The sequence below is a fragment of the Microbulbifer celer genome, from assembly GCF_020991125.1.
Lineage (GTDB): Bacteria > Pseudomonadota > Gammaproteobacteria > Pseudomonadales > Cellvibrionaceae > Microbulbifer > Microbulbifer celer.
On record NZ_CP087715.1, the window covers coordinates 970,069 to 990,241 of the forward strand.

Annotated in this window: 17 protein-coding genes; 15 read left to right on the plus strand and 2 right to left on the minus strand. The window is 58.5% G+C overall.

Going from position 1 to position 20,173, the window contains the following annotated elements:
* Positions 1-17: 17 nt before the first annotated feature.
* Positions 18-1,064: a dihydroorotase gene (gene pyrC, locus LPW13_RS03835; RefSeq protein ID WP_230438118.1), complete on the minus strand. Its 1,047-nt coding sequence runs from the start codon at positions 1,062-1,064 to the stop codon at positions 18-20.
* A 346-nt stretch (positions 1,065-1,410) separates the two neighbouring features.
* Here pyrC and LPW13_RS03840 point away from each other — a divergent pair, with 346 nt between their 5' ends.
* The 14 genes from LPW13_RS03840 to LPW13_RS03905 all read left to right on the plus strand — a co-directional run bounded on the left by LPW13_RS03840 (position 1,411) and on the right by LPW13_RS03905 (position 16,478).
* Positions 1,411-2,631 carry an argininosuccinate synthase gene (locus tag LPW13_RS03840; RefSeq protein ID WP_230438119.1) on the plus strand — a complete coding sequence of 407 codons (1,221 nt, stop codon included), beginning with the start codon at positions 1,411-1,413 and terminating at the stop codon, positions 2,629-2,631.
* Positions 2,632-2,775: 144 nt separating this feature from the next.
* Complete coding sequence (ccoN, locus tag LPW13_RS03845) at positions 2,776-4,242, plus strand: cytochrome-c oxidase, cbb3-type subunit I (protein WP_230438120.1); 1,467 nt, start codon at positions 2,776-2,778, stop codon at positions 4,240-4,242.
* Positions 4,243-4,254: 12 nt separating this feature from the next.
* Positions 4,255-4,872 (plus strand): cytochrome-c oxidase, cbb3-type subunit II, encoded by a 618-nt coding sequence (gene ccoO / locus LPW13_RS03850; protein ID WP_230438121.1) that lies wholly within the window; start codon positions 4,255-4,257, stop codon positions 4,870-4,872.
* Positions 4,873-4,885: 13 nt separating this feature from the next.
* A complete protein-coding gene (locus LPW13_RS03855) occupies positions 4,886-5,110 on the plus strand; it encodes a cbb3-type cytochrome oxidase subunit 3 (RefSeq protein ID WP_230438122.1) in 225 nt (74 codons plus the stop codon).
* On the plus strand, positions 5,107-6,015 hold the full coding sequence (gene ccoP, locus LPW13_RS03860) for a cytochrome-c oxidase, cbb3-type subunit III (RefSeq protein ID WP_230438123.1): 909 nt from the start codon (positions 5,107-5,109) through the stop codon (positions 6,013-6,015). The genes LPW13_RS03855 and ccoP overlap by 4 nt, the downstream gene beginning before the upstream one ends.
* 160 nt (positions 6,016-6,175) lie before the next feature.
* On the plus strand, positions 6,176-7,591 hold the full coding sequence (ccoG, locus tag LPW13_RS03865; RefSeq protein WP_230438124.1) for a cytochrome c oxidase accessory protein CcoG: 1,416 nt from the start codon (positions 6,176-6,178) through the stop codon (positions 7,589-7,591).
* 24 nt (positions 7,592-7,615) lie between these two features.
* A complete protein-coding gene (locus LPW13_RS03870) occupies positions 7,616-8,170 on the plus strand; it encodes a FixH family protein (protein WP_230438125.1) in 555 nt (184 codons plus the stop codon).
* Positions 8,167-10,752 carry a heavy metal translocating P-type ATPase gene (locus tag LPW13_RS03875; protein ID WP_230438126.1) on the plus strand — a complete coding sequence of 862 codons (2,586 nt, stop codon included), beginning with the start codon at positions 8,167-8,169 and terminating at the stop codon, positions 10,750-10,752. Before LPW13_RS03870 ends, LPW13_RS03875 begins: the two co-directional genes overlap by 4 nt.
* Before the next feature lie 18 nt (positions 10,753-10,770).
* Entirely contained in the window at positions 10,771-10,989 is a 219-nt protein-coding gene (ccoS, locus tag LPW13_RS03880; protein WP_230438127.1) for a cbb3-type cytochrome oxidase assembly protein CcoS, read from the plus strand.
* Positions 10,990-11,862, plus strand: coding sequence for a sulfite exporter TauE/SafE family protein (locus LPW13_RS03885; protein ID WP_230438128.1), 873 nt, complete (start codon positions 10,990-10,992; stop codon positions 11,860-11,862).
* A gap of 212 nt (positions 11,863-12,074) precedes the next feature.
* Positions 12,075-13,499 (plus strand): isoprenylcysteine carboxylmethyltransferase family protein, encoded by a 1,425-nt coding sequence (locus LPW13_RS03890; RefSeq protein WP_230438129.1) that lies wholly within the window; start codon positions 12,075-12,077, stop codon positions 13,497-13,499.
* A 30-nt stretch (positions 13,500-13,529) separates the two neighbouring features.
* On the plus strand, positions 13,530-15,011 hold the full coding sequence (locus LPW13_RS03895) for a hypothetical protein (RefSeq protein ID WP_230438130.1): 1,482 nt from the start codon (positions 13,530-13,532) through the stop codon (positions 15,009-15,011).
* Positions 14,974-15,420, plus strand: coding sequence for a GtrA family protein (locus LPW13_RS03900; RefSeq protein ID WP_230438131.1), 447 nt, complete (start codon positions 14,974-14,976; stop codon positions 15,418-15,420). The genes LPW13_RS03895 and LPW13_RS03900 overlap by 38 nt, the downstream gene beginning before the upstream one ends.
* A complete protein-coding gene (locus tag LPW13_RS03905) occupies positions 15,408-16,478 on the plus strand; it encodes a glycosyltransferase family 2 protein (protein WP_230438132.1) in 1,071 nt (356 codons plus the stop codon). The genes LPW13_RS03900 and LPW13_RS03905 overlap by 13 nt, the downstream gene beginning before the upstream one ends.
* A 5-nt stretch (positions 16,479-16,483) precedes the next feature.
* On the opposite strand, the gene nadC is transcribed toward LPW13_RS03905, so the two are convergent.
* Complete coding sequence (gene nadC / locus LPW13_RS03910; protein ID WP_230438133.1) at positions 16,484-17,350, minus strand: carboxylating nicotinate-nucleotide diphosphorylase; 867 nt, start codon at positions 17,348-17,350, stop codon at positions 16,484-16,486.
* A 376-nt stretch (positions 17,351-17,726) separates the two neighbouring features.
* Here nadC and LPW13_RS03915 point away from each other — a divergent pair, with 376 nt between their 5' ends.
* Positions 17,727-20,054: a DUF1631 domain-containing protein gene (locus tag LPW13_RS03915; protein WP_230438134.1), complete on the plus strand. Its 2,328-nt coding sequence runs from the start codon at positions 17,727-17,729 to the stop codon at positions 20,052-20,054.
* Positions 20,055-20,173 lie beyond the last annotated feature (119 nt).

The window sequence follows — 20,173 nt, forward strand, 5'->3', positions numbered from 1 at the left end:
AGTTGCCGGGCGCTCGATCACTCGGCCGCTTGCAGACGCCAGTTCAGTGTTTCACCGGCGGCCAGCGGGATCAGTGCTTCCTCGCCCATGGGTAAACCCGCGGGCACTGTCCATGGAGATTTTACCAGTGTTACGGTACCGGTGTTGCGGGGCAGGCCGTAGAAGTCAGGGCCAAATTCACTGGCAAAGCTCTGCAGTCGATCCAGCTTGCCCGCGCGCTCGAATACTTCCGCATACAGTTCAAGGGCGGTGTAGGCGGTATAACAGCCCGCGCAGCCACAGGCTGATTCCTTTTTACCCTGGATGTGGGGGGCGGAATCGGTGCCGAGGAAAAACCTGGGATTGCCGCTGGTCGCCGCATCGATCAGTGCGCTCTGGTGGTCGCCACGCTTGAGGATTGGCAGGCAGTAGTAGTGTGGGCGGATGCCCCCCACCAGCATGTGGTTGCGGTTGTAGAGCAGGTGGTGGGCGGTAATGGTGGCTGCGACGCCCTCACGGGCGCTGGCAACAAACTCGGCCGCTTGGGCGGTGGTGATATGTTCCAGCACCACCTTGAGAGTGGGGAAATCATCCACAACGCGGCCGAGAATGGTCTCGATGAAAATCCGCTCGCGGTCGAAGATATCGATATCGCTGGTAGTCACCTCTCCGTGCAGCAGCAGTTTCATGCCGCACTCCTGCATTTCTGCCAGGGCCGGATAGATATTCTTGATATCAGTGACGCCTGAGTCAGAGTTGGTGGTGGCACCGGCCGGATAGAGCTTCGCGGCGACCACGCCCGCTGCATGCGCCTCGCGCACGATTTCAGGGGTCGTGTTATCGGTCAGGTAGATGACCATCAGCGGCTCGAACTGCGTACCCTCGGGAATACTGTCCTGGATGCGCGCTTTGTAGGCCTGCGCACCCTGGGCGTTGGTGACCGGTGGTACCAGGTTGGGCATGATGATGGCGCGACGGAACTGACGTGCCGCATCGCCGACGGTGCGGGGCAGGGCGTCCCCATCGCGTAGATGAATGTGCCAGTCATCAGGGGCACGCAGGGTAATTTTCTGCTCGGTTTCCACCGTCTTGTCTCCTACCGGATTGATCGCGGCGCCGATGCTACCCGAAGCGCCAAAAAAATGCGAAACATGCAGTGCCTGCCTCAATGGTCAGCAGTTTGAGTGTAAAGTGATCAAATGGTGTTGAGATAATGCCGTTTGATCAGATGGCTGCATTTTTCGGTGCTAGTCGTAGGCGTTTCGAGACGCTACAATCGCGCCCCGAAATCGGGTGGGGTATGCCCACTCGCTGGGTAAACCTCCAAGAATAATCCCCCCAGACCGAACATCTTGCCAATACCGCTTGCTCTGCAAGGAGCTGGCGTGTTGCCGCAGGGTCCTGGCTTCCCGCTATTCACAGAGGATTGTAATGAGCAAAATCGATAAGGTGGTATTGGCGTATTCCGGTGGACTGGATACTTCTGTAATCGTTCGCTGGCTGCAGGATACCTACGACTGTGAGGTGGTTACCTTTACCGCGGATATCGGTCAGGGAGAAGAAGTTGAGCCCGCCCGCGCCAAAGCAGAAGCGCTGGGCGTGAAGGAAATCTACATCGACGATCTGCGCGAAGAGTTCGTGCGCGACTATGTATTCCCGATGTTTCGCGCCAACACCATCTATGAAGGCGAGTACCTGCTGGGCACCTCCATCGCCCGTCCATTGATTGCCAAGCGCCTGATCGAGATCGCCAATGAAACCGGTGCTGATGCCATTTCCCATGGCGCCACGGGTAAAGGTAACGATCAGGTACGCTTTGAATTGGGCGCCTACGCTCTGAAGCCGGGCATCCAGGTGATTGCCCCCTGGCGCGAGTGGGATCTCAACTCCCGCGAAAAACTGATGGAATACTGCGAGCAGCACAAAATTCCCGTGGACTTCTCCGGCAAGAAGAAAAAGTCCCCGTACTCCATGGATGCCAACCTGCTGCACATTTCCTACGAGGGCGGTGTGCTGGAAGAACCCTGGGCGGAAGCCGAAGAAGAGATGTGGCGCTGGAGTGTCAGCCCCGAAGCGGCACCGGATCAGCCGACCTATATCACCCTGCAGTACAAAGGCGGCGACCCGGTCGCCATCGATGGTGAGGAAATGAGCCCCGCCGCACTGCTGGAAAAACTGAACAAGCTGGGCGGTGCCAATGGCATCGGCCGTCTCGATATCGTCGAGAATCGCTATGTGGGCATGAAGTCCCGCGGCTGTTACGAAACCCCGGGTGGCACCATTCTGCTCAAGGCCCACCGCGCGATCGAATCCATCACGCTGGACCGCGAAGTGGCGCATCTGAAAGACGAGCTGATGCCGCGCTACGCGAAGCTGATTTACAACGGTTACTGGTGGTCTCCCGAGCGCGAGATGCTGCAGGCGGCCATTGACCAGTCCCAGTCCGTGGTAAACGGGGAAGTGCGTCTGAAACTATACAAAGGCAGCGTGACTGCAGTAGGGCGCCGCTCTGAAGACAGTCTGTTCGATGAGCGCATTGCAACCTTTGAAGATGACGCTGGCGCTTATGATCAGAAAGACGCCGAGGGTTTCATCAAATTGAACGCCTTGCGCCTGCGCATTGCGGCAGGTAAAGGCCGCGACTTGATCTAAATCAGTCACGAGCGACGATTGATGCGTTTAAATCGTCGCCTCGCGACCGGTCCCGTCTACGGTGAAGGGGATAGCCGCTATTTTAAGGGCGGGGTCTTGCGTGTCTGACGGAAACGAATCTCAAAAAGCAACGGAAGTAACACAATGACGACTACGGTGGCAGAGACCGGCAAGTTGCCGGACTATGACTACAACATCGTGCGCCAGTTCACCATCATGTCGGTGGTCTGGGGTATTGTTGGCATGGGTGTCGGCGTATTGATCGCCGCGCAGCTGGCATGGCCCGCACTGAATGATATCTGGCAACCTTTCACGCATTTCGGACGTCTCAGACCGCTGCACACCAATGGTGTGATCTTTGCGTTTGGTGGCAGCGTACTGTTTGCAACCTCCTATTACGTGGTCCAGCGCACCTGCCAGACACGGCTGTGGGGCGGTTGGATGATCCCGTTCACCTTCTGGGGATGGCAGGTGGTCATTCTCGGCGCGATCATAACCCTGCCCCAGGGGATTACCTCCACAAAAGAATATGCCGAGCTGGAGTGGCCTCTGGACATCCTGATCGCACTGATCTGGATTGCCTATGCGCTGGTGTTCTTTGGCACCATTGCCAAGCGTCGCACCTCCCACATTTACGTGGCCAACTGGTTCTTCGGTGCTTACATCATCACGATTGCGGTGCTGCATATCGTCAATAACCTGGCGGTGCCGATCAGTGCGGACTCATGGAAAGCCTATTCCATGTATTCCGGCACCAAGGACGCGATGATCCAGTGGTGGTACGGGCACAATGCTGTGGGCTTCTTCCTCACCGCGGCCTTCCTCGGCATCATGTATTACTTCGTGCCCAAGCAGGCTGGCCGGCCGGTATATTCCTACCAGCTGTCCATCGTGCACTTCTGGGCGTTGATCTCCATTTACGTCTGGGCCGGTGGTCACCATCTGCATTACTCCGCGCTGCCGGACTGGACCCAGAGCCTGGCGATGGTGATGTCCGTGATCCTGCTGGCGCCCTCCTGGGGTGGCATGATCAACGGCATCATGACCCTGTCCGGTGCCTGGCACAAACTGCGCACCGACCCGACCCTGCGCTTCCTGGTGGTATCTCTGTCCTTCTACGGTATGTCCACCTTCGAAGGCCCGATGATGTCCATCAAGACCGTGAACGCTCTGTCCCACAACACAGACTGGACGATTGGCCACGTGCACTCCGGTGCTCTCGGCTGGGTGGCAATGATTTCCATCGGTGCCCTGTATCACCTGGTGCCGGTACTGTGGCATCGCAAGGAAATGTACAGCGTGAAATTGATTAACGCACATTTCTGGCTCGCCACCGTGGGCACTGTGCTGTACATCGCAGCTATGTGGGTCAACGGTATTACCCAGGGCCTGATGTGGCGTGCCTTCAACGCCGACGGCACCCTGACTTACAGCTTTGTTGAAAGCGTGATTGCCAGCCATCCGGGTTACATCGTGCGCTGGCTGGGTGGTGCCTTCTTCCTGACCGGCATGTTCCTGATGGCGTACAACGTATTCCGCACCATCACAGATGAGCCCGAGGAAGACGAAGTGCGTCACGATGAAAATCTGCCTGTAGCGAAGTCGGCATAAGGGGAACGAATCGTGAAGAATCATGACATCGTAGAAAAAAACATCGGCCTGATGATTGTGCTGATCGTGGTAGCGATCAGCTTCGGTGGCCTGGTAGAAATCGTTCCACAGTTTTTTACCACCAACAACAACGAGCCAATTGCCGGTCTTGAGCCGCTGGGCCCGGTAGAGCTTGAAGGGCGTGATATCTATATCCGCGAAGGCTGTCACGTGTGCCATACGCAGATGATTCGCCCGTTGCGTGCGGAGGTGGAGCGTTACGGCCATTACTCCATGGCGCAGGAGTATGTGTATGACCACCCGTTCCTGTGGGGGTCAAAGCGTACCGGCCCGGATCTGGCCCGTGTCGGTGGCCGTTACTCTGATGAGTGGCATCGTGCGCATATGTACAACCCGCGCAACGTGGTGCCGGAATCCATCATGCCGTCATACCCGTGGCTGTTTGACAACGTGGTGACCGGTGAGCATACCGCGGACAAGATGCGTGCATTGCGAGTAACCGGTGTGCCTTACACCGATGAAGATATCGCCAATGCCAGCAAACCTTTTATTGGCGGTCGCGTAACGGAAATTGATGCGTTGGTGGCCTACCTGCAGCAGCTGGGCACTCTGGTGCAGCAGAAACGCTAAGGGCGGACTTAACGTGGATATCAACGTATTGCGGCAAATCGGTGTGGTGCTTGGCGCCGTTGCGTTTCTGGCAATCTGCTGGTGGGCCTTCTCGCCCAAGCGTAAAAAGCGCTTTGAAGAGGACGCCAAATTGCCATTTGCTGACGAACAGGAATCAACAAAAGAGGACGCTCAAAAGAGCGAATCCCGCTCCGGCGATGAAGACGGAGCCAAACAGGAACAGGGGCAAGACAAATGAGTACAGGTTGGAGTATCTGGGTAATTGTGCTCACCCTTACCAATCTCGCGCTGGTGACCTGGGTGTTGTTTGCCAACCGCAAGGTGGCAGTGGACGACCAGGAAGACCCGGAGAACCGGACCACTGGCCACGTCTATGACGGCATCGAAGAGTATGACAACCCACTGCCCAAATGGTGGTTTCTGCTCTTCATTCTGACTCTGGTTTTCTCGGCGGCTTACCTGGTTATCTACCCGGGTATGGGTAACTTCAAAGGCATCGCCGGCTGGACCTCAGTAGGTGCCTTGAAAGCGGATCAGGCCAAGGCTCAGGCGGAATTCAAGGATACCTTTGGCCAGTATGTTGACCAGCCGATTGAGAAGATCGCGGAGAGTCGCGAAGCGCTGAAAATGGGCGCACGTATCTTTGCCAACAACTGTTCTGTTTGTCACGGTGCGGACGGCGGTGGCAACTACGGCTTCCCGAACCTGACCGACAACGACTGGTTGTATGGCGGTACCCCGGAAAAAATCCTTGAGACCCTGCATGAGGGGCGCAAGGGGTTGATGCCTCCTCAAGGGCCGGTAATCGGCGAAGAGGGCGTCAAGAACGCGACGGAGTATGTGCTGAGCCTCAATGGGCTGGAACACGACGCCGCCATGGCCGCGGAAGGCAAAGAGGTGTTCGGTACCGTGTGCATGGCCTGTCACGGCGTGGACGGCAAAGGCAACCAGTCTCTGGGCGCTCCCAACCTGACCGACAATATCTGGCTCTACGGCAGCAGCCGCGAAGAGATTCAGCACACCATTCGCGGTGGGCGCAGCAACGAGATGCCGTCGCAGAAAGACAAACTGCGTGAAGACAAGATCCGTCTGGTGGCAGCCTATGTCTACAGCCTGTCGCGCCAGGAAGAAGTGCAGCAGTAAAGGCTTCTGGGTAAGTTTGATAGCGCAATACAAAGGAGGGGCGGCGACCTTGTGTCGCTGCCCTGATTGCCGGGAAGGGCACCGCAGGGAAGAATAACAAGCCTCATTGCAAGTTACTGCAGTTACCATCCCGTTCTCAAGTGCGGGTGAGTGAGGTTTTGTGAGCGATAGAATTCCAACCCGGGAAGAGCAGGATGGCGACGGTGAAGTTCGTTACCGCATGCTCTATGAGTCCGAAGACAAGGTCTACATTCGCCATATCCGTGGCATCTACACCCGCATCCGGAAATATACCGGCCTGCCTTTGCTGTTAGCCTTTTTCTTTATCCCCTGGCTCAATATCGATGGCCATCAGGCGGTCCATTTTGATCTGCCGGCGCGGAAATTCCATATCCTCTGGACCACCTTTGGGCCCCAGGATGGCTTCCTGCTGGCCTGGCTGCTGATCATCGCCGCGTTTGCACTTTTCGCGATCACTACCTGGCTTGGGCGCGTCTGGTGTGGCTTCACCTGTCCGCAGACCGTGTGGACGCTGATGTTCATCTGGGCGGAGCGGGTGTGTGAAGGGGATCGCGCCAAGCGCATGAAGCTGGACCAGGCGCCTTGGAGCGTTGAGAAGCTACTGCGCAAGGGCGGTACTCATACCATCTGGCTGTTGATCTCCCTGGCGACCGCGCTGGCCTTTGTCGGCTATTTCTACGGTATTCGCGATCTCGTGGTGGATCTCGCCACCTTCAGCGCGCACCCGCAAGGGGTGTTCTGGGTTGGCTTATTTACTTTCGCCACTTATATGAATGCGGGTTTTATGCGGGAGCAGGTATGTAAGTACATGTGCCCCTACGCCCGCTTCCAGTCGGTGATGTACGACAAGGATACCCTCGCGGTGTACTATGACACCCGCCGTGGCGAGGCCCGAGGCCCCCGAAAAAAGGGTACCGATTACAAGGCCGAGGGAATGGGCGACTGTATCGACTGTTACTGGTGTGTGCAGGTCTGCCCGGTGGATATCGATATCCGTGATGGCATGCAGTACGAATGCATCAACTGCGGCCTGTGCGTGGATGCCTGCAACAGCGTGATGGACAAGATGGAATATCCGCGGGGGCTGATCCGCTTTACCTCCGAAGACGAGCTGGAAACCGGAAAGACCCAGTTTGCGCGACCGCGCCTGTTCGGTTATGCGGCCGTCCTGCTGTTGATGATAGGCCTGCTGGCGTTCCAGGTGGTGGATCGTTCTCCGGTGCAGGCGGAGGTGTTGCGGGACCGCGGTACCCAGATGTATCGCCTGTCTCGGGGCATGGTGCAGAACGTATACCGGGTCAAGATCACCAATATGGATCAGAGACCCCACGAGTTTGAAGTGCAGATCGAGGGCAAGGAAGGGTACGATTACTCCCTGCGGATGCAGCGTGGGGTGCGGTTTGCACCCGGAGAAATTTATTCCATCCCTATTCGTGTCAGCGTACCCCGGGAGCAACTGAAAGAAGCCAAGCACGATATTGATATCGTCATCCGTGCCAAGGATGCCCCGGAGCTGGAAGACCGGCACCGCACCGTATTTATCGGCCCCAAATAAGCAGTATCAGATGGTTAACAGAACATGGTAAGCGCGCAGGTGAATCAGAACCGGGATAACAACGAGCAACCGCGTCCCTGGTATCGGGAGATCTGGTTTTGGATTCTCATGGCACCCCTGATCATGGTGGTGATCATGTCAACGATCATGGTGTCCATCGCGGTGCGTTATGCCGACGATACGGTCAGTGACACCTATTACAAAGACAGCCGCCTGTACCACTTTATGGCACACCAGGATCAGCGCGCGGCGGAGCTGGGTATGGCGGGTATGGTCCAGTATGACCCGGTTGAAAAGAGCATCTCCGTCAATCTCAAGGGGGATCTCATTTACCCCGAGCAGTTGTTGCTGACTTTGAGCCACCCGGTTGAGGCCGATCTGGACACCCATGTCGTGGTGGATCTGCTCGCGCCGGGACGCTATCGTGGACAGCTGAACGAGACGCTGCAAAACCGCTGGTACCTGCAGCTTTCTCCAGAACTGGACCCGAAACAGCACGAAAAAGCCGAATGGCGGCTGAAAGGGGAAATCAACTTCAACCTCGGCAACGGAGCGCCGCTGAATCCCGCTGTCCAATGAGTGAGCTATCGGGGGCAATCCCCACGGGCACTACCCGGGGCGCCGAGCCCCCCTCCGAAGACTGCTATCACTGCGGACTGCCAGTTGCACCGGGCAGCCGCTATTCCGTTCGTATCCAGGGTGCCGATCGCCCCATGTGCTGTCCCGGCTGTGAGGCAGTGGCAGGGGCTATCGTGGCTGGTGGCCTGGATAACTTCTATCGCTTCCGCGAACGCAGTAATGAGCGTCCCGATGAAGGCGCCATCGACGATCGCTGGTCAGCCTACGACCTGCCCGAGGTGCAAAGTGCGTTTGTGCGCAATGTAGAGCCATCGCGACACCGTATTGCGAGCCTGCTGGTAGGCGGGATTACCTGTGCTGCATGTGTGTGGCTGATCGAAAAGCACCTGGGCCAAATTCCCGGGGTAGAAAAGATCTCCGTTAACGCCAGTACCCAGCGCGCCCAGATTCTGTTCGCGGCGGATTCTGTCAGAGTGAGCCAGCTGTTCGCGGGCCTGGCGGAGATCGGCTATCGACCCGCACCCGCAACCGCCGCCAACAGTGAACAATTGATCCAGCAGGAGCGGCGTGCCTCCATGCGCCGTCTGGGGGTGGCCGGTCTCGGCACCATGCAGGTGATGATGTTTGCCATCGCCCTCTACTTTGGTGCCAGCGATGGTATTGAGCACCAGTTCGAACAGTTCTTCCGCTGGGTATCCCTGATCGTAGCCACCCCGGTAGTCTGCTACGCCGCACAACCATTCTTTGCCGCCGGCTGGCGCGGCCTGCGCACCCGTCACCTGACCATGGATGTGCCGGTTTCCCTGGCCATTGGCCTGGCCTACAGCGCCAGCGTCTACGCCACGGTATTCGGTACCGGTGAGGTCTATTTCGAGTCCGTTTCCATGTTCACTTTCTTTCTGCTGCTGGGGCGCTCGGTGGAAATGCGTGCGCGCCACCGGGCGGGGCTGGCCAGTGGCGGTCTGGCGCAACTACTGCCTCTGGCGGCAATGCGGCTGGATCCAGACACGCCACTGGGTTCGGGGCAGGCAGAAAATGGCACCGCTGATCGGGTGCAATCGGTGCCCGTGGCCGCACTCAAACCCGGCGATCATGTACTGCTGCGCCCTGGCGATACCGTACCTGCAGATGGTGAGGTGATCGATGGCGAAAGCGGGGTGGATGAATCCCTGTTGAGCGGTGAATCCGCCCTGCAGCAGAAGCGGGTGGGCAGCCACGTATTTGCCGGCAGTGTGAACAGCGATTCCTCGCTGGTGATCAAAGTGATTGCCGCCGGGGAGGGCACCCGCCTGTCGGCGATCGAGCGACTGGTGGAATCCGCGCAACTGGAAAAGCCCGATCAGGTTGCCCTGGCAGACCGGATCGCCGGGCGCTTTGTCGCCGCGGTACTGGTGATTGCCTGTGCGGCGTTCGCCTTCTGGTGGCAGCGGGACCCGTCTGAAGCATTCTGGATCGCGCTTTCGGTGCTGGTGGTAACCTGCCCCTGTGCGCTCTCCCTGGCCACGCCCGCAGCGCTGGCGGCGGCCACACTGCGCATGCAGCAGCTGGGGCTGCTGGTGGCGAAAGGCCATGTGCTGGAAGCGCTGCCCCGATTAACTCGGGTGATATTTGATAAAACCGGCACCCTGACCGAGGGTGAACCGCGGCTGGTGCATGTGCACCTGTTGCGCGATGGATGGGACGCTACCAGGGCAAGAGATGTTTCCGCCGCGCTTGAAGCCCGCAACAACCACCCGCTGGCGCGCGCCTTCCGCCCCTGGAGCGGTAACCTGAACGCAGTGAAATTGCGCTCGGTGACCGGGAAGGGGGTAGAGGGATGGATTGATGCTCGCTGTTACCGCCTGGGGCGCGTCGAGTTTGCGCTTGAGCTCGCCGGAGCGCAGTCCCCCGAAAGAGAAACGCGACAATCTGACGCGGTGCAAATGCCCTCGGAAAATGCACAATGGCTAATGCTTGCGGATGTGGACGGTCCGGTGGCCTGGTTGGGGCTGGGTGATGCGGTGCGGGACTCTGCCGCGTCAGCCGTCACCAGCCTGCAGCGCGAAGGCCTGTCGGCAGAGCTGTTGAGTGGCGATGCGTCCTCGGAAGTGGCACGTCTGGCCACTGAAGTCGGGTTGACACAATATATCGCCGGGGCCACGCCGGAACACAAGCTCGCCCGCTTGCAGGCGGCGCAGTCATCCGGAGAGCGGATTCTGATGGTGGGCGATGGCATCAACGATGTGCCGGTGCTGTCCGGTGCCGACGTGTCGGTAGCGATGATGAGTGCGGCGGATCTGGCCCAATCCCGCGCGGATGCGATTCTGCTGCAGGGCGACCTGCGGGCACTGCCGCGGGCCTTTGCGCTCGCGCAAAAGTGTCGCACAATTATTCGCCAGAATCTGGTCTGGGCCATCCTCTACAACCTGTTGGCGCTGCCGCTGGCCTTTATGGGGCTGGTGCCGCCGTGGGCCGCAGCCTTGGGCATGTCACTCAGCTCGCTGATTGTGGTGGCCAACGCGCTGCGCCTGTCCCGTTGGCAGGACAAGCCAGCAGCGAGCATCACCCGCGCCGGGGAACAAGCGCAGCGGGCATCCGCGTAATCAAATCTGAGGTGTTTTGTGGACAGTCTTTTCCTGCTGGTTCCCATCGTAATCTTTTTCATCGTGTGCGCGGTAAAGCTGTTCTTCTGGGCGGTAAACAGCGGTCAGTACGACGATCTTGAGACCGAGGGCCGGCGTATCCTGTTTGACGATGATGAACCTGCCGAACGACCCCGCGAGGAACAGAAGTCCAGCGCTACCCGTGCAGAGCAGGGCGAGCCGGGAGATAAACCGTAAATGGAGCACTGGAGCTACCTGGCTGCGGCACTGGTGATCGGTTTTTTGGGCAGCAGTCACTGTATTGGCATGTGCGGCGGTATTTCCGGCGCATTGGGACTGGCGGTACCGGGCCAGAAGCCTGCGTGGGGCAAACTGTTGGGTTATTCCGCCGGGCGGGTTGCGAGCTACGCCCTGATGGGACTGCTGGTGGGATTGCTGGGCGCGTATCTCTCCCGGGATCTGGCCACCACCCTGGCGCCGTTGCGGATTGTGGCCGGTTTGATGCTGATCGCCATGGCCCTGTACCTGGCCAACTGGTGGCGCGGGCTGGTGTGGCTGGAAAAGGGCGGCAGCTACCTGTGGCGCTACCTGCAGCCGCTTTCGCGCTCCCTGTTACCGGTGCGCTCCACCTCTCAGGCGCTGGCGCTCGGCGCATTGTGGGGATGGTTGCCCTGCGGGCTGGTGTATAGCGCGCTGACCTTTGCGCTTGCCCAGGGCAATGGCCCGGAAGCGGCGCTGGCGATGGCAGCCTTCGGCCTCGGCACTGTGCCGGCGGTGGTCGCCAGCGGGGCGGCGGCGGTACAGTTACGCACGCTGGTGCAGAAGCCTGGTGTGCGCCTGTCAATGGCCTTGTTGATACTGCTGTTCGGGCTCTGGACACTCTGGGGTGCGCTGCATCACGGTGGACATGCCCACGGCGACGCACATTCCCCGATGCCTGAAGGAAGTAGTGCATTGGAGGGGAGTCATTCCGGTGCTCACGGGCGTCATATGCATAGTGCACCGCTAACCGAACCTGGCGATAGCAGGTACACCCATGAACATGTGCCCGCGGAGACGCAGCAGGAAGCGCCAGAGCAAGAAGCGCATAGCGGCCATCATCGCCACTGATTTCACAAACCTGGTGGCGCGGTTGGCTAGCGGGTACACAACCCGGTACACTCGGGAGGTTGCTCAATCTGGTCAGGCCGCTTTCCTCGCCTAGACGTCGAATTAGGCGTGTGATTGTCAGCCCAGAATCAAAGCCAGCAACATAGTGCTTTTAAAAGTAGTTATGTAAAAAGTTCTACAGAAATATCAGCCCATTGCCCGCTGTATGGATTATGAGAAAAATAAATAAAAAACAGGGCAGCAAAGCTGGCTCCGCTCGTCGGAACCCGGCTACCGCGCCTGCCGTTTCGTGCCCTCAGGCACCCACCAGTATCTGGATCAACTGCTTTGCACTGTTGTGTTCCCTGGCTGCGGTATGGTGGCTACGGGAATTCGGTCAGTCTCTGGAAGTGCGCACCCAGGCTTTGATTGTGGTATCCGTTGCCCTGGCACTACCGATCATCATACTGGAGTGGCTGTTCCTCAAGCCCTACCGCAATCCCAGTGCCGGCCTGGATTTCCGTCGCCGCGCCCACAGTGTGCGCCGCACCGGAGTCAAGTTGCTCGGGTTTTACCTGGTGGTGGGGTCGGTCGCGTTTTTCTATTGGTTGCTGCCGGAGTACCACGGCAGTTTCTACAACAACTATTTTTCTGTGGTGCGTGATGTGCTGCCCTGGTGGTTATTGCTGGCGGTACCGTATTTTTATCTGCTCGACGGCGCCATGCACAAACCCAAAGACAGTTACTGGCAGCTGGGCAGCCTGTTGCTGGGGAGCCCGCAAAGGGGCTCCGGGCGGGCCATTGGGCAGCTGTATCTGGGGTGGCTGGTCAAACTGTTCTTCCTGCCGCTGATGTTCGTCTATCTGGGTAACAACCTGAATACGCTGCTGGGCTTTGACCTGGCGCGGCTGGCCGGCAGCTTCAAGGCCGTGTTCGATTTTACCTTCAATTTCCTGTTCTATATTGACCTGCTGTTTGTCACTGTGGGGTACGTCTGCACCCTGCGGCTGTTTGATTCTCATATTCGCAGTGTCGAGCCGAGTTTCCTCGGTTGGGGCGTGGCACTGATTGGCTATCAACCATTCTGGAGCCTGTTTTCCGGTACTTATCTCAAATATGACCAGGGGCAGTCCTGGGGCTATTGGTTCTGGAATACGCCGTGGATGTACGGCGTCTGGGGTTCCATCATCCTGCTGCTGATTGCTATCTATGTATGGGCGAGTATTCCGTTCGGCATCCGTTTTTCCAACCTGACCCACCGCGGCATTCTCACCAATGGCCCCTACCGGTTCACCAAGCACCCTGCGTACATTTCCAAAAACCTGTCCTGGTGGATGATCTCAATGCCATTCATGGTGACGTCCAGTGGCGGCGACGCACTCAGGCAGTCCCTGCTGTTGTTGGTGGTGAATTTTATTTACTTCATGCGCGCGCGCACCGAGGAGCGGCATCTGTCCTGGGATCCGGACTATGTGGCCTACGCCAACTACATCGGCGAGCGGGGCCTGTTTGCCTTTGTGGGGCGCTGGTTGCCGGTGCTGCGCTTCCGGCCCGGACGCCTGTTCAATACCGGTGATGCCGGGGAGGGGGCCGACAAGCCGTCGACCGCTGCGAGTCCCGACCCAGCTGCGGCACCGCAGCGTCCCGCGACGCTTTGATTTGGTCGCGGGCAGTGAGGCGTCAGTGACATGTTGCATTCCTTTTCTTCTTCTCGCACTTTCACCAGCGCCGACACCCGATCCGGAATGAGTGCGGCGTTCAGCGTATTTTTCGCGCGCTTTCATCAGCGGCTTGCCCGTCTGGACCGACGCATTGCGATTTACGCAGTACTGTACCTAATGATTCTGGCCGGGCTCTGGTTGCGGATCGAGCACGTCTTTACCTTTAACCCGGTAGAACATATCTGGAGTGATGCCCAGCGCCACTGGGAGCAGGGGACTGAAAGCCTGCGTCGCGACCCGATGGCAATGACCGATCCGGTGATGTACCAGATCTATATCGGCATACTGGGCAAGCTCACGCTGGGGGAGCCCCTGCTGGTCGCCCTGTACACCGCCCTGCTGGCCTGCCTTACGCCCTGGATCTGGTACCGCTTTGCCCGCGAACTGCTGCCGGGTCGACTGCAGGCCACAGCTGTATGGGCAGCCATCTCTCTGCTGCCGTCCTGGATAACGATATACGGTTACTTCATGCAGGAAACCCTGTTGTTGCCGTTGTTGGGGGCTGCGCTCTGGGCTAGCTGGCGCTGTAAGCGCAAGCAGACCGTGGCGAGCTTTGTGCTGATGGCAGGGCTGTGGGCGCTGGCGGGGTTGACCCGGGGAATCGCCATTCCGCTGGCTGCGGTGGTCGCCACCTGGCTGTGGCTTGGTCAGCCGCAGAAAACTCAGAAAGCGGTTTTCAGTTTCCTGCTGCTGGGGCTGATCCTCGCTCCCCTGGCCTATCGCAGTTATGCGGTGATGAATATGGTTTCTCCCCACGGTATCGGGCATCTGGTGGCGCTGTACCTGAAGTCCGGCAAGCGGGAGATTCACGTCAACTATGTTCGCGAGGACGGCGCACAGTGGAATTACTGGTTTGGTTCCCCTTCCACCGGTGAAAAGCCCCTGGCACCACTATCGGACTGGACTACCTCCCGGGAAGGGCGCGTGCATGCCCGGATAGATATCGCCAACGGCGCGAAGGATTGGGGTAGGGCATTGGATCGCTACCCGCTGACGTTTTCCCGTTACCTGACGCTTAGCGGGGAAAACCTGATTTACCTCTTTTTCGGTTCCTCGTGGCCGGACAACAATCGCGAACGCACCCTGGAAAAAATTCAGCACCACAGTCGCTGGCTGTGGGCACCGCTGACAGTGATGACGTTGCTGTTGACCGCATTTTACTGGCGGCGTCTGCACGGTGACCGCATGCTCCCGAGCCTGTTGCTGATCTGGATTCTGGTGCAGGGATTGTTGCCCATTGCGGTCAATGAAGGTCGCTATCGCAAACCGTTCGAGGGACTGTTGTTGGCGCAGATCGTGTTGTTGGTGGCGGTGCGTCGTCGGCACGTCGACACACCACTGGCTCAGCCTGAAGAGTCTGAAGAAGTCGAACGCGCGCGGGTGGCGACCACTGCAGTGCATGAGACTGATCATGTCGATCGGCCTGTGGAGGTTGAGGGTGTCAGCTGAGGGCAGCAAACTGGTCTCACTCGCCCGTCGTGCCGCGCGCTTTCTTCTCGTGGGGGGAGCTGCTACCGCGGTGCAGTACGTGTTATTGGCGGCGGCGATTGAGTGGCAGCTTCTTAACGAGATACCGGCTTCGATTGCAGCCTTTTGCGTAGCATCGGGGGTTAATTACAGCCTCAATTATTACCTGACATTTTCCGCGGCCAGCGTCGGGATTCGCCATCAACAGGCCTTGCCCCGTTTCCTGCTGGTGGCCGGCGCCGGGCTCGCGCTCAATACCCTGTGTTTTTCGCTGCTATTACCGGTTTTGCATTACCTGCTGGCACAGGTCTGTGCCACCGCGGTGACGCTGATGTTCAATTTTTTACTGCATCAATTCTGGATCTATAGGGCCGAGCCATGGAAACAGTAACCCGTTGTGCGCACTCCGTTGTCCAAGCGCCGTCTCTGGCGGTGGTTGTCCCCTGTTATAACGAAGAAGCGGTATTGCTGGAAACCTATGCCGAACTGATGTCGACGCTGGAGCAATTGCAGGCGTCTGGCAGGGTCCTCGCCAGTTCAAAGGTCTACTTTGTCGATGACGGCAGCCAGGACGCCACGTGGCAGATGCTCGAGCAGTTGGCGGCGACGGATTCCCGGGTCGTGGCGGTCGCACTGTCACGCAATCGCGGGCATCAGAATGCGCTCTGCGCGGGGTTGGCGCAGACGGTTGAGGATGCGGTGGTCAGTATCGATGCGGACTTGCAGGACGGTCCGGAGAATATCGCGCCCATGATCGACGCCTACCTGGAAGGCAACGAGGTGGTGTTCGGGGTGCGCAAGCAGCGGGATAGTGACACTTTTTTCAAGCGCCTGACCGCTGAAGGCTATTACCGGGTGATGCAGAGGCTGGGGGTGGATCTGGTTTTCAATCACGCAGACTTCCGCCTGATGTCCCGGCGCGCAGTGGATACGCTGTTGCAGTACCCGGAGACCAACCTGTTTTTGCGCGGCATGGTGCGCGAACTGGGGTTCCGTTCGTCGGTAGTGGAATACGCCCGTCGCCCGCGCCAGGCGGGGGAGAGTAAATACCCACTGCGGCGTATGCTGTCTCTGGCATGGAAGGGCGTGACCGCATTTTCCATTGCGCCATTACGGGCCATCACTCTGATGGGGGTGTTGGCGGGGTGTCTGTCACTGGCACTGATTGTGTGGGTGTTGTGTGTAAAAGTCTTCTCGGGCGATGCCGTGCCCGGTTGGGCATCCATCATGGTGCCGGTGCTGTTTATCGGCAGTGTACAGCTGCTGTGCCTGGGGGTGATTGGCGAGTATCTGGGCAAGATTTATGAAGAGGTGAAGCGGCGGCCCCGCTACCACTTGCGGGAAGTGATAGGGCGTTTTCCTCGGGAAGGTACAGAGGCTCCGCCTGGAGAAACGGAGCCGTTGGTGGTTCAATCCGGCCAGGTTGCCGTGCCGACCGTAGAAAGCTGACCCGGTTACTCCACCAGACGCAGGGACAGATCGATGGCTTTCAGGTGTTTGGTCAGGCTGCCGGAGGAAATGTAATCCACGGATAGCGCCGACAATTGCTTTAGCCTGCTGGCATCGACACTCCCGGAAATTTCGATTTTGGCCCGCCCCTGGGCCATCTCCAGCGCCTTCCGGGTCTCTTCATCACTGAACTCATCCAGCATGATCACCTCGGCGCCGCCATCCAGGGCCTGGCCCAGCTCCTGCAGGTTTTCCACTTCCACTTCCACCAGCGCCCCCGGCTTGATCTGCCGCGCCTGGGCGATAGCGTTACCGATGCCGCCGGCAGCGGCAATGTGATTTTCCTTGATCAAAAAGGCGTCGTAGAGGCCGATGCGGTGATTGTGGCAGCCACCGCACAGGACGGCGTATTTCTGTGCAGAGCGAAGCCCCGGGATGGTTTTGCGGGTATCGAGAATCTTTACTGTATCCGCCTTGCCTTCCACCTTTGCCAGTGCCGCATACTCCGCAGCGGTTGTCGCAGTACCAGAAAGTGTCTGTACAAAGTTCAGTGCACAGCGCTCACCGGTCAGAATGCTGCGGGCAGGTCCTTCCAGTTCAAACAGGACACTGTCAGCTGAGACTGTATCACCGTCTTCCACTCGCCAGTGGATCCGCACCGTTGGGTCCAGCTGTTGAAAAATTTCCTCAACCCAGGCCCGTCCGCAGAAAACACAGTCTTCTCGTGTGATTACCCGTGCGCGAGCACTGCGATCAGCGGGAATCAGCTGGGCGGTAATATCACCGTCACCGACATCCTCGGCCAGCGCATGGCGCACGTTCACTTGAATATCGTTGAGCAGGTGAGGAATGTTGACAGATTCGGGAGTCATCGCTGGGCCTCTGTGATCGGGGGAGCAATATTAACAGATGGGGACTGTACCGGGGCAGGTGAGGCGGCCCTGGAGAGGGTGAATATTGTACGGTGTGGCGGCTGCGGCAAGTAGTGCAGACATTTCGCTGTGAATTGGGTCGCAAATTCATTTATGACTGTTGTCTGAGTGGCTCGGTAGTCCGTAGAATCGAAGGTCGCGTGGATCAATGTGCCTCAATATCAGCGGTTGCTGAGGAATTGTTGTCATATCGCGTCCACTCAGGAGTGCGAAAACTAAACAAGACTGGTTCGCGACAGGTTTCCCAGAACCTGCTGCGGTGTGCATTACCAGGTAATTGCTGCCAAGGTCGGCGGTTGCCGACGTCGGAATCACAATGAAAGACTCCAATAATGTGGTATCCCTTTCCGGACTTCAGCGCGAATCCCGGGGAACTTCTGAATCTGCGTTCAACCTGCCGGAGGTCGTTGTTTCACTGCGGGACAAGGCCCGATCCCTGCTGACGGAGCAGGCTAAACAGGTGTTCGCCAAGGTGGATGATTCCCTGTTCGCGATGGCGGAAAAGGCACACGGCCAGGACGAGCAGGATGGCCTGTTTCAGGCCCTGCGCCTGCTGCGGGTCGAGCGCCGCAATGTGGTGGAGCGATTTGGTCTGGCCCTTGAGGATGCCTTCAAGCTGAAAGAACGCGCCTCCGATGACACCGAAGATCCGTACTCTGCGGATAACCTGTCTCTGGTCCACAATGACGAACTGGAACAGTTGGTGGCGGTGGATACCATGGTCGCTAATGCGCGCCGGGATTTTTCCGAGCCTCTCACCGAAATTGCGCTGCGTCTGAACACACTCCTCTCCGTCAAGGTCTACGACAAGAACAACCCCCTGGGCCCCGATGCGATCTGTGATGCGTTTATAGAAGCAGCGCGCCCCCTGGATCTGCATATCCGCGCACGCCTGACTCTGCTGAAAAAGTTTGAGCAGCAGGTCATGCTGAATCTCGGGCCATTCTACGACCAGTGCAATGAATTCTTTATCGAGAAGGGGGTACTGCCCTCTCTCAAACAGCAGCGTCGCGCAGCGCGCCAGCAGCGCCAGGCGCCGCCGCGGCCCCAGTCCGGTATCTCCGGAAGTACGCCGGCTGGCGATGCCCCGATGCAGCCGAGTGGAAACGTCCCTCAGGGCAGCGCAAGCGGTTATGGGCACGGCCTGGTCCCGCTGACGGCGGGAATGGCGCCGATGCCGGCGCAGGATCTGCTTTCACACCTCGGGGAGCTGCAATCGCTGGCACCGCAGGAATACGTTGATGACGGTACGCAACTGCTGAACGTCAATTCGCTGTTGCAACAGCGGCTGGTGGAGGCCCGTCAGTCCGCCTCTCTGGCTAAAGTAGATAGCGATATCATCAAGCTGGTGGAGATGTTGTTCTCGTTCATTCTCGAGGACCGCAATCTGGCAGAGCCGATCAAAACGCAGCTGGGCCGTATGCAGTTGCCGTTGTTAAAAGTGGCCATTGCCGACAAGTCTTTCTTCAGCAAAGGAGGGCACCCGGCCCGTAAGCTGCTGAATGAGCTGGCCGATGCCTGTACCGGCTGGCAGGCAAAAGACAGCTACGAGTCCGATCCGCTGTTTAAAAAGGTCAGTGAAGTAGTGGCGCAGGTTCTGGCCGAGTTTGATCAGGATATTCATGTCTTCTCGACCCTGCTGGAATCTTTTCGAGGGTTTATCGAGCGCGAGCGCAAGCGTGCCCAGAAGCTTGAGAAGCGTATCATCGACGAGGCGGATGGACGGGCAAAAACCCAGGCCGCACGCGCGCGGGTTGCCGCGGTTATGGATGCGCTGTCCGCAGAGCGGGATCTACCGCCGGTGGTGTCGGAGTGGCTGGAAAAAGTCTGGAGCAACATGCTGTTCCTGACCTGTATCAAAGAAGGTACCGAGAGTGAGGCCTGGAGCCGGGATGTCCGTACGGCGCGGGATCTCGTCTGGAGTGTCCACGCGCCAATGCCCGATAGCCGCCAGCAGTTACTGGGGCTGCTGCCAGCCCTGCAGGAGCGTCTGCGCGCCGGTGTTGAAGCGGTTTCCCTGAACAGTTTTGATGCGCGCCGTATGTTTACCGGCTTGAAAGACGTTTACCGTGAACGGTTTGCGCTGGCGCAGCAGGTTATCGATGAGCGCAATCGCGAAGCGCGGGATGCCGTTCGCGAAGAAACCCGCCGTGAACTGGAAGCCGAGGTCGAGCAATCCAGAACCGAGCAATCCGAAAGTGAACAAACCATTCACGAGCAGCCCCAACTCGAAGGGGCTGAAGTAGAGGTTGAGGCGCAGGAAACGACAGTTGAGTTGCCTCAGATGGAAGAGTTGGAACAGGCGGTGGCAGAGGTCCGGATTACCGAGGATTCCTCAGAGGCACTGCCAGAAACCGACTCCCACTGGCAGCAGACGTTCCGACTGGCTCAGGGAAGCTGGTTCGAGTTGAAGCGCGGTGAGGATGAGCAGTTCCGCTGCCGCCTCGCGGCGGTGATCAAGGATATTGACCAGTTTATTTTCGTCAATCGCAACGGGGCGAAAGTGGCGGAATTTACCCGCCTGGAGCTGGCCCACGCGCTGCGTCAGGCAGAGTTGATGCCGTTAGACGACGGCATGCTGTTCGAGCGCGCGCTGCAATCAGTGATTGGTACCGTGCGTAAATCTCGTGGTGAGATGAAGTAAGCGGATGACCTGAAAGTCGCGATCACAGTGTGACCTGCCCGGAATTTGATCGCCTACTGGCGGATACATGATCCCTTCCATAAAATAGCGTCTTTGGGCCTTTATATTGGAGCGCTATT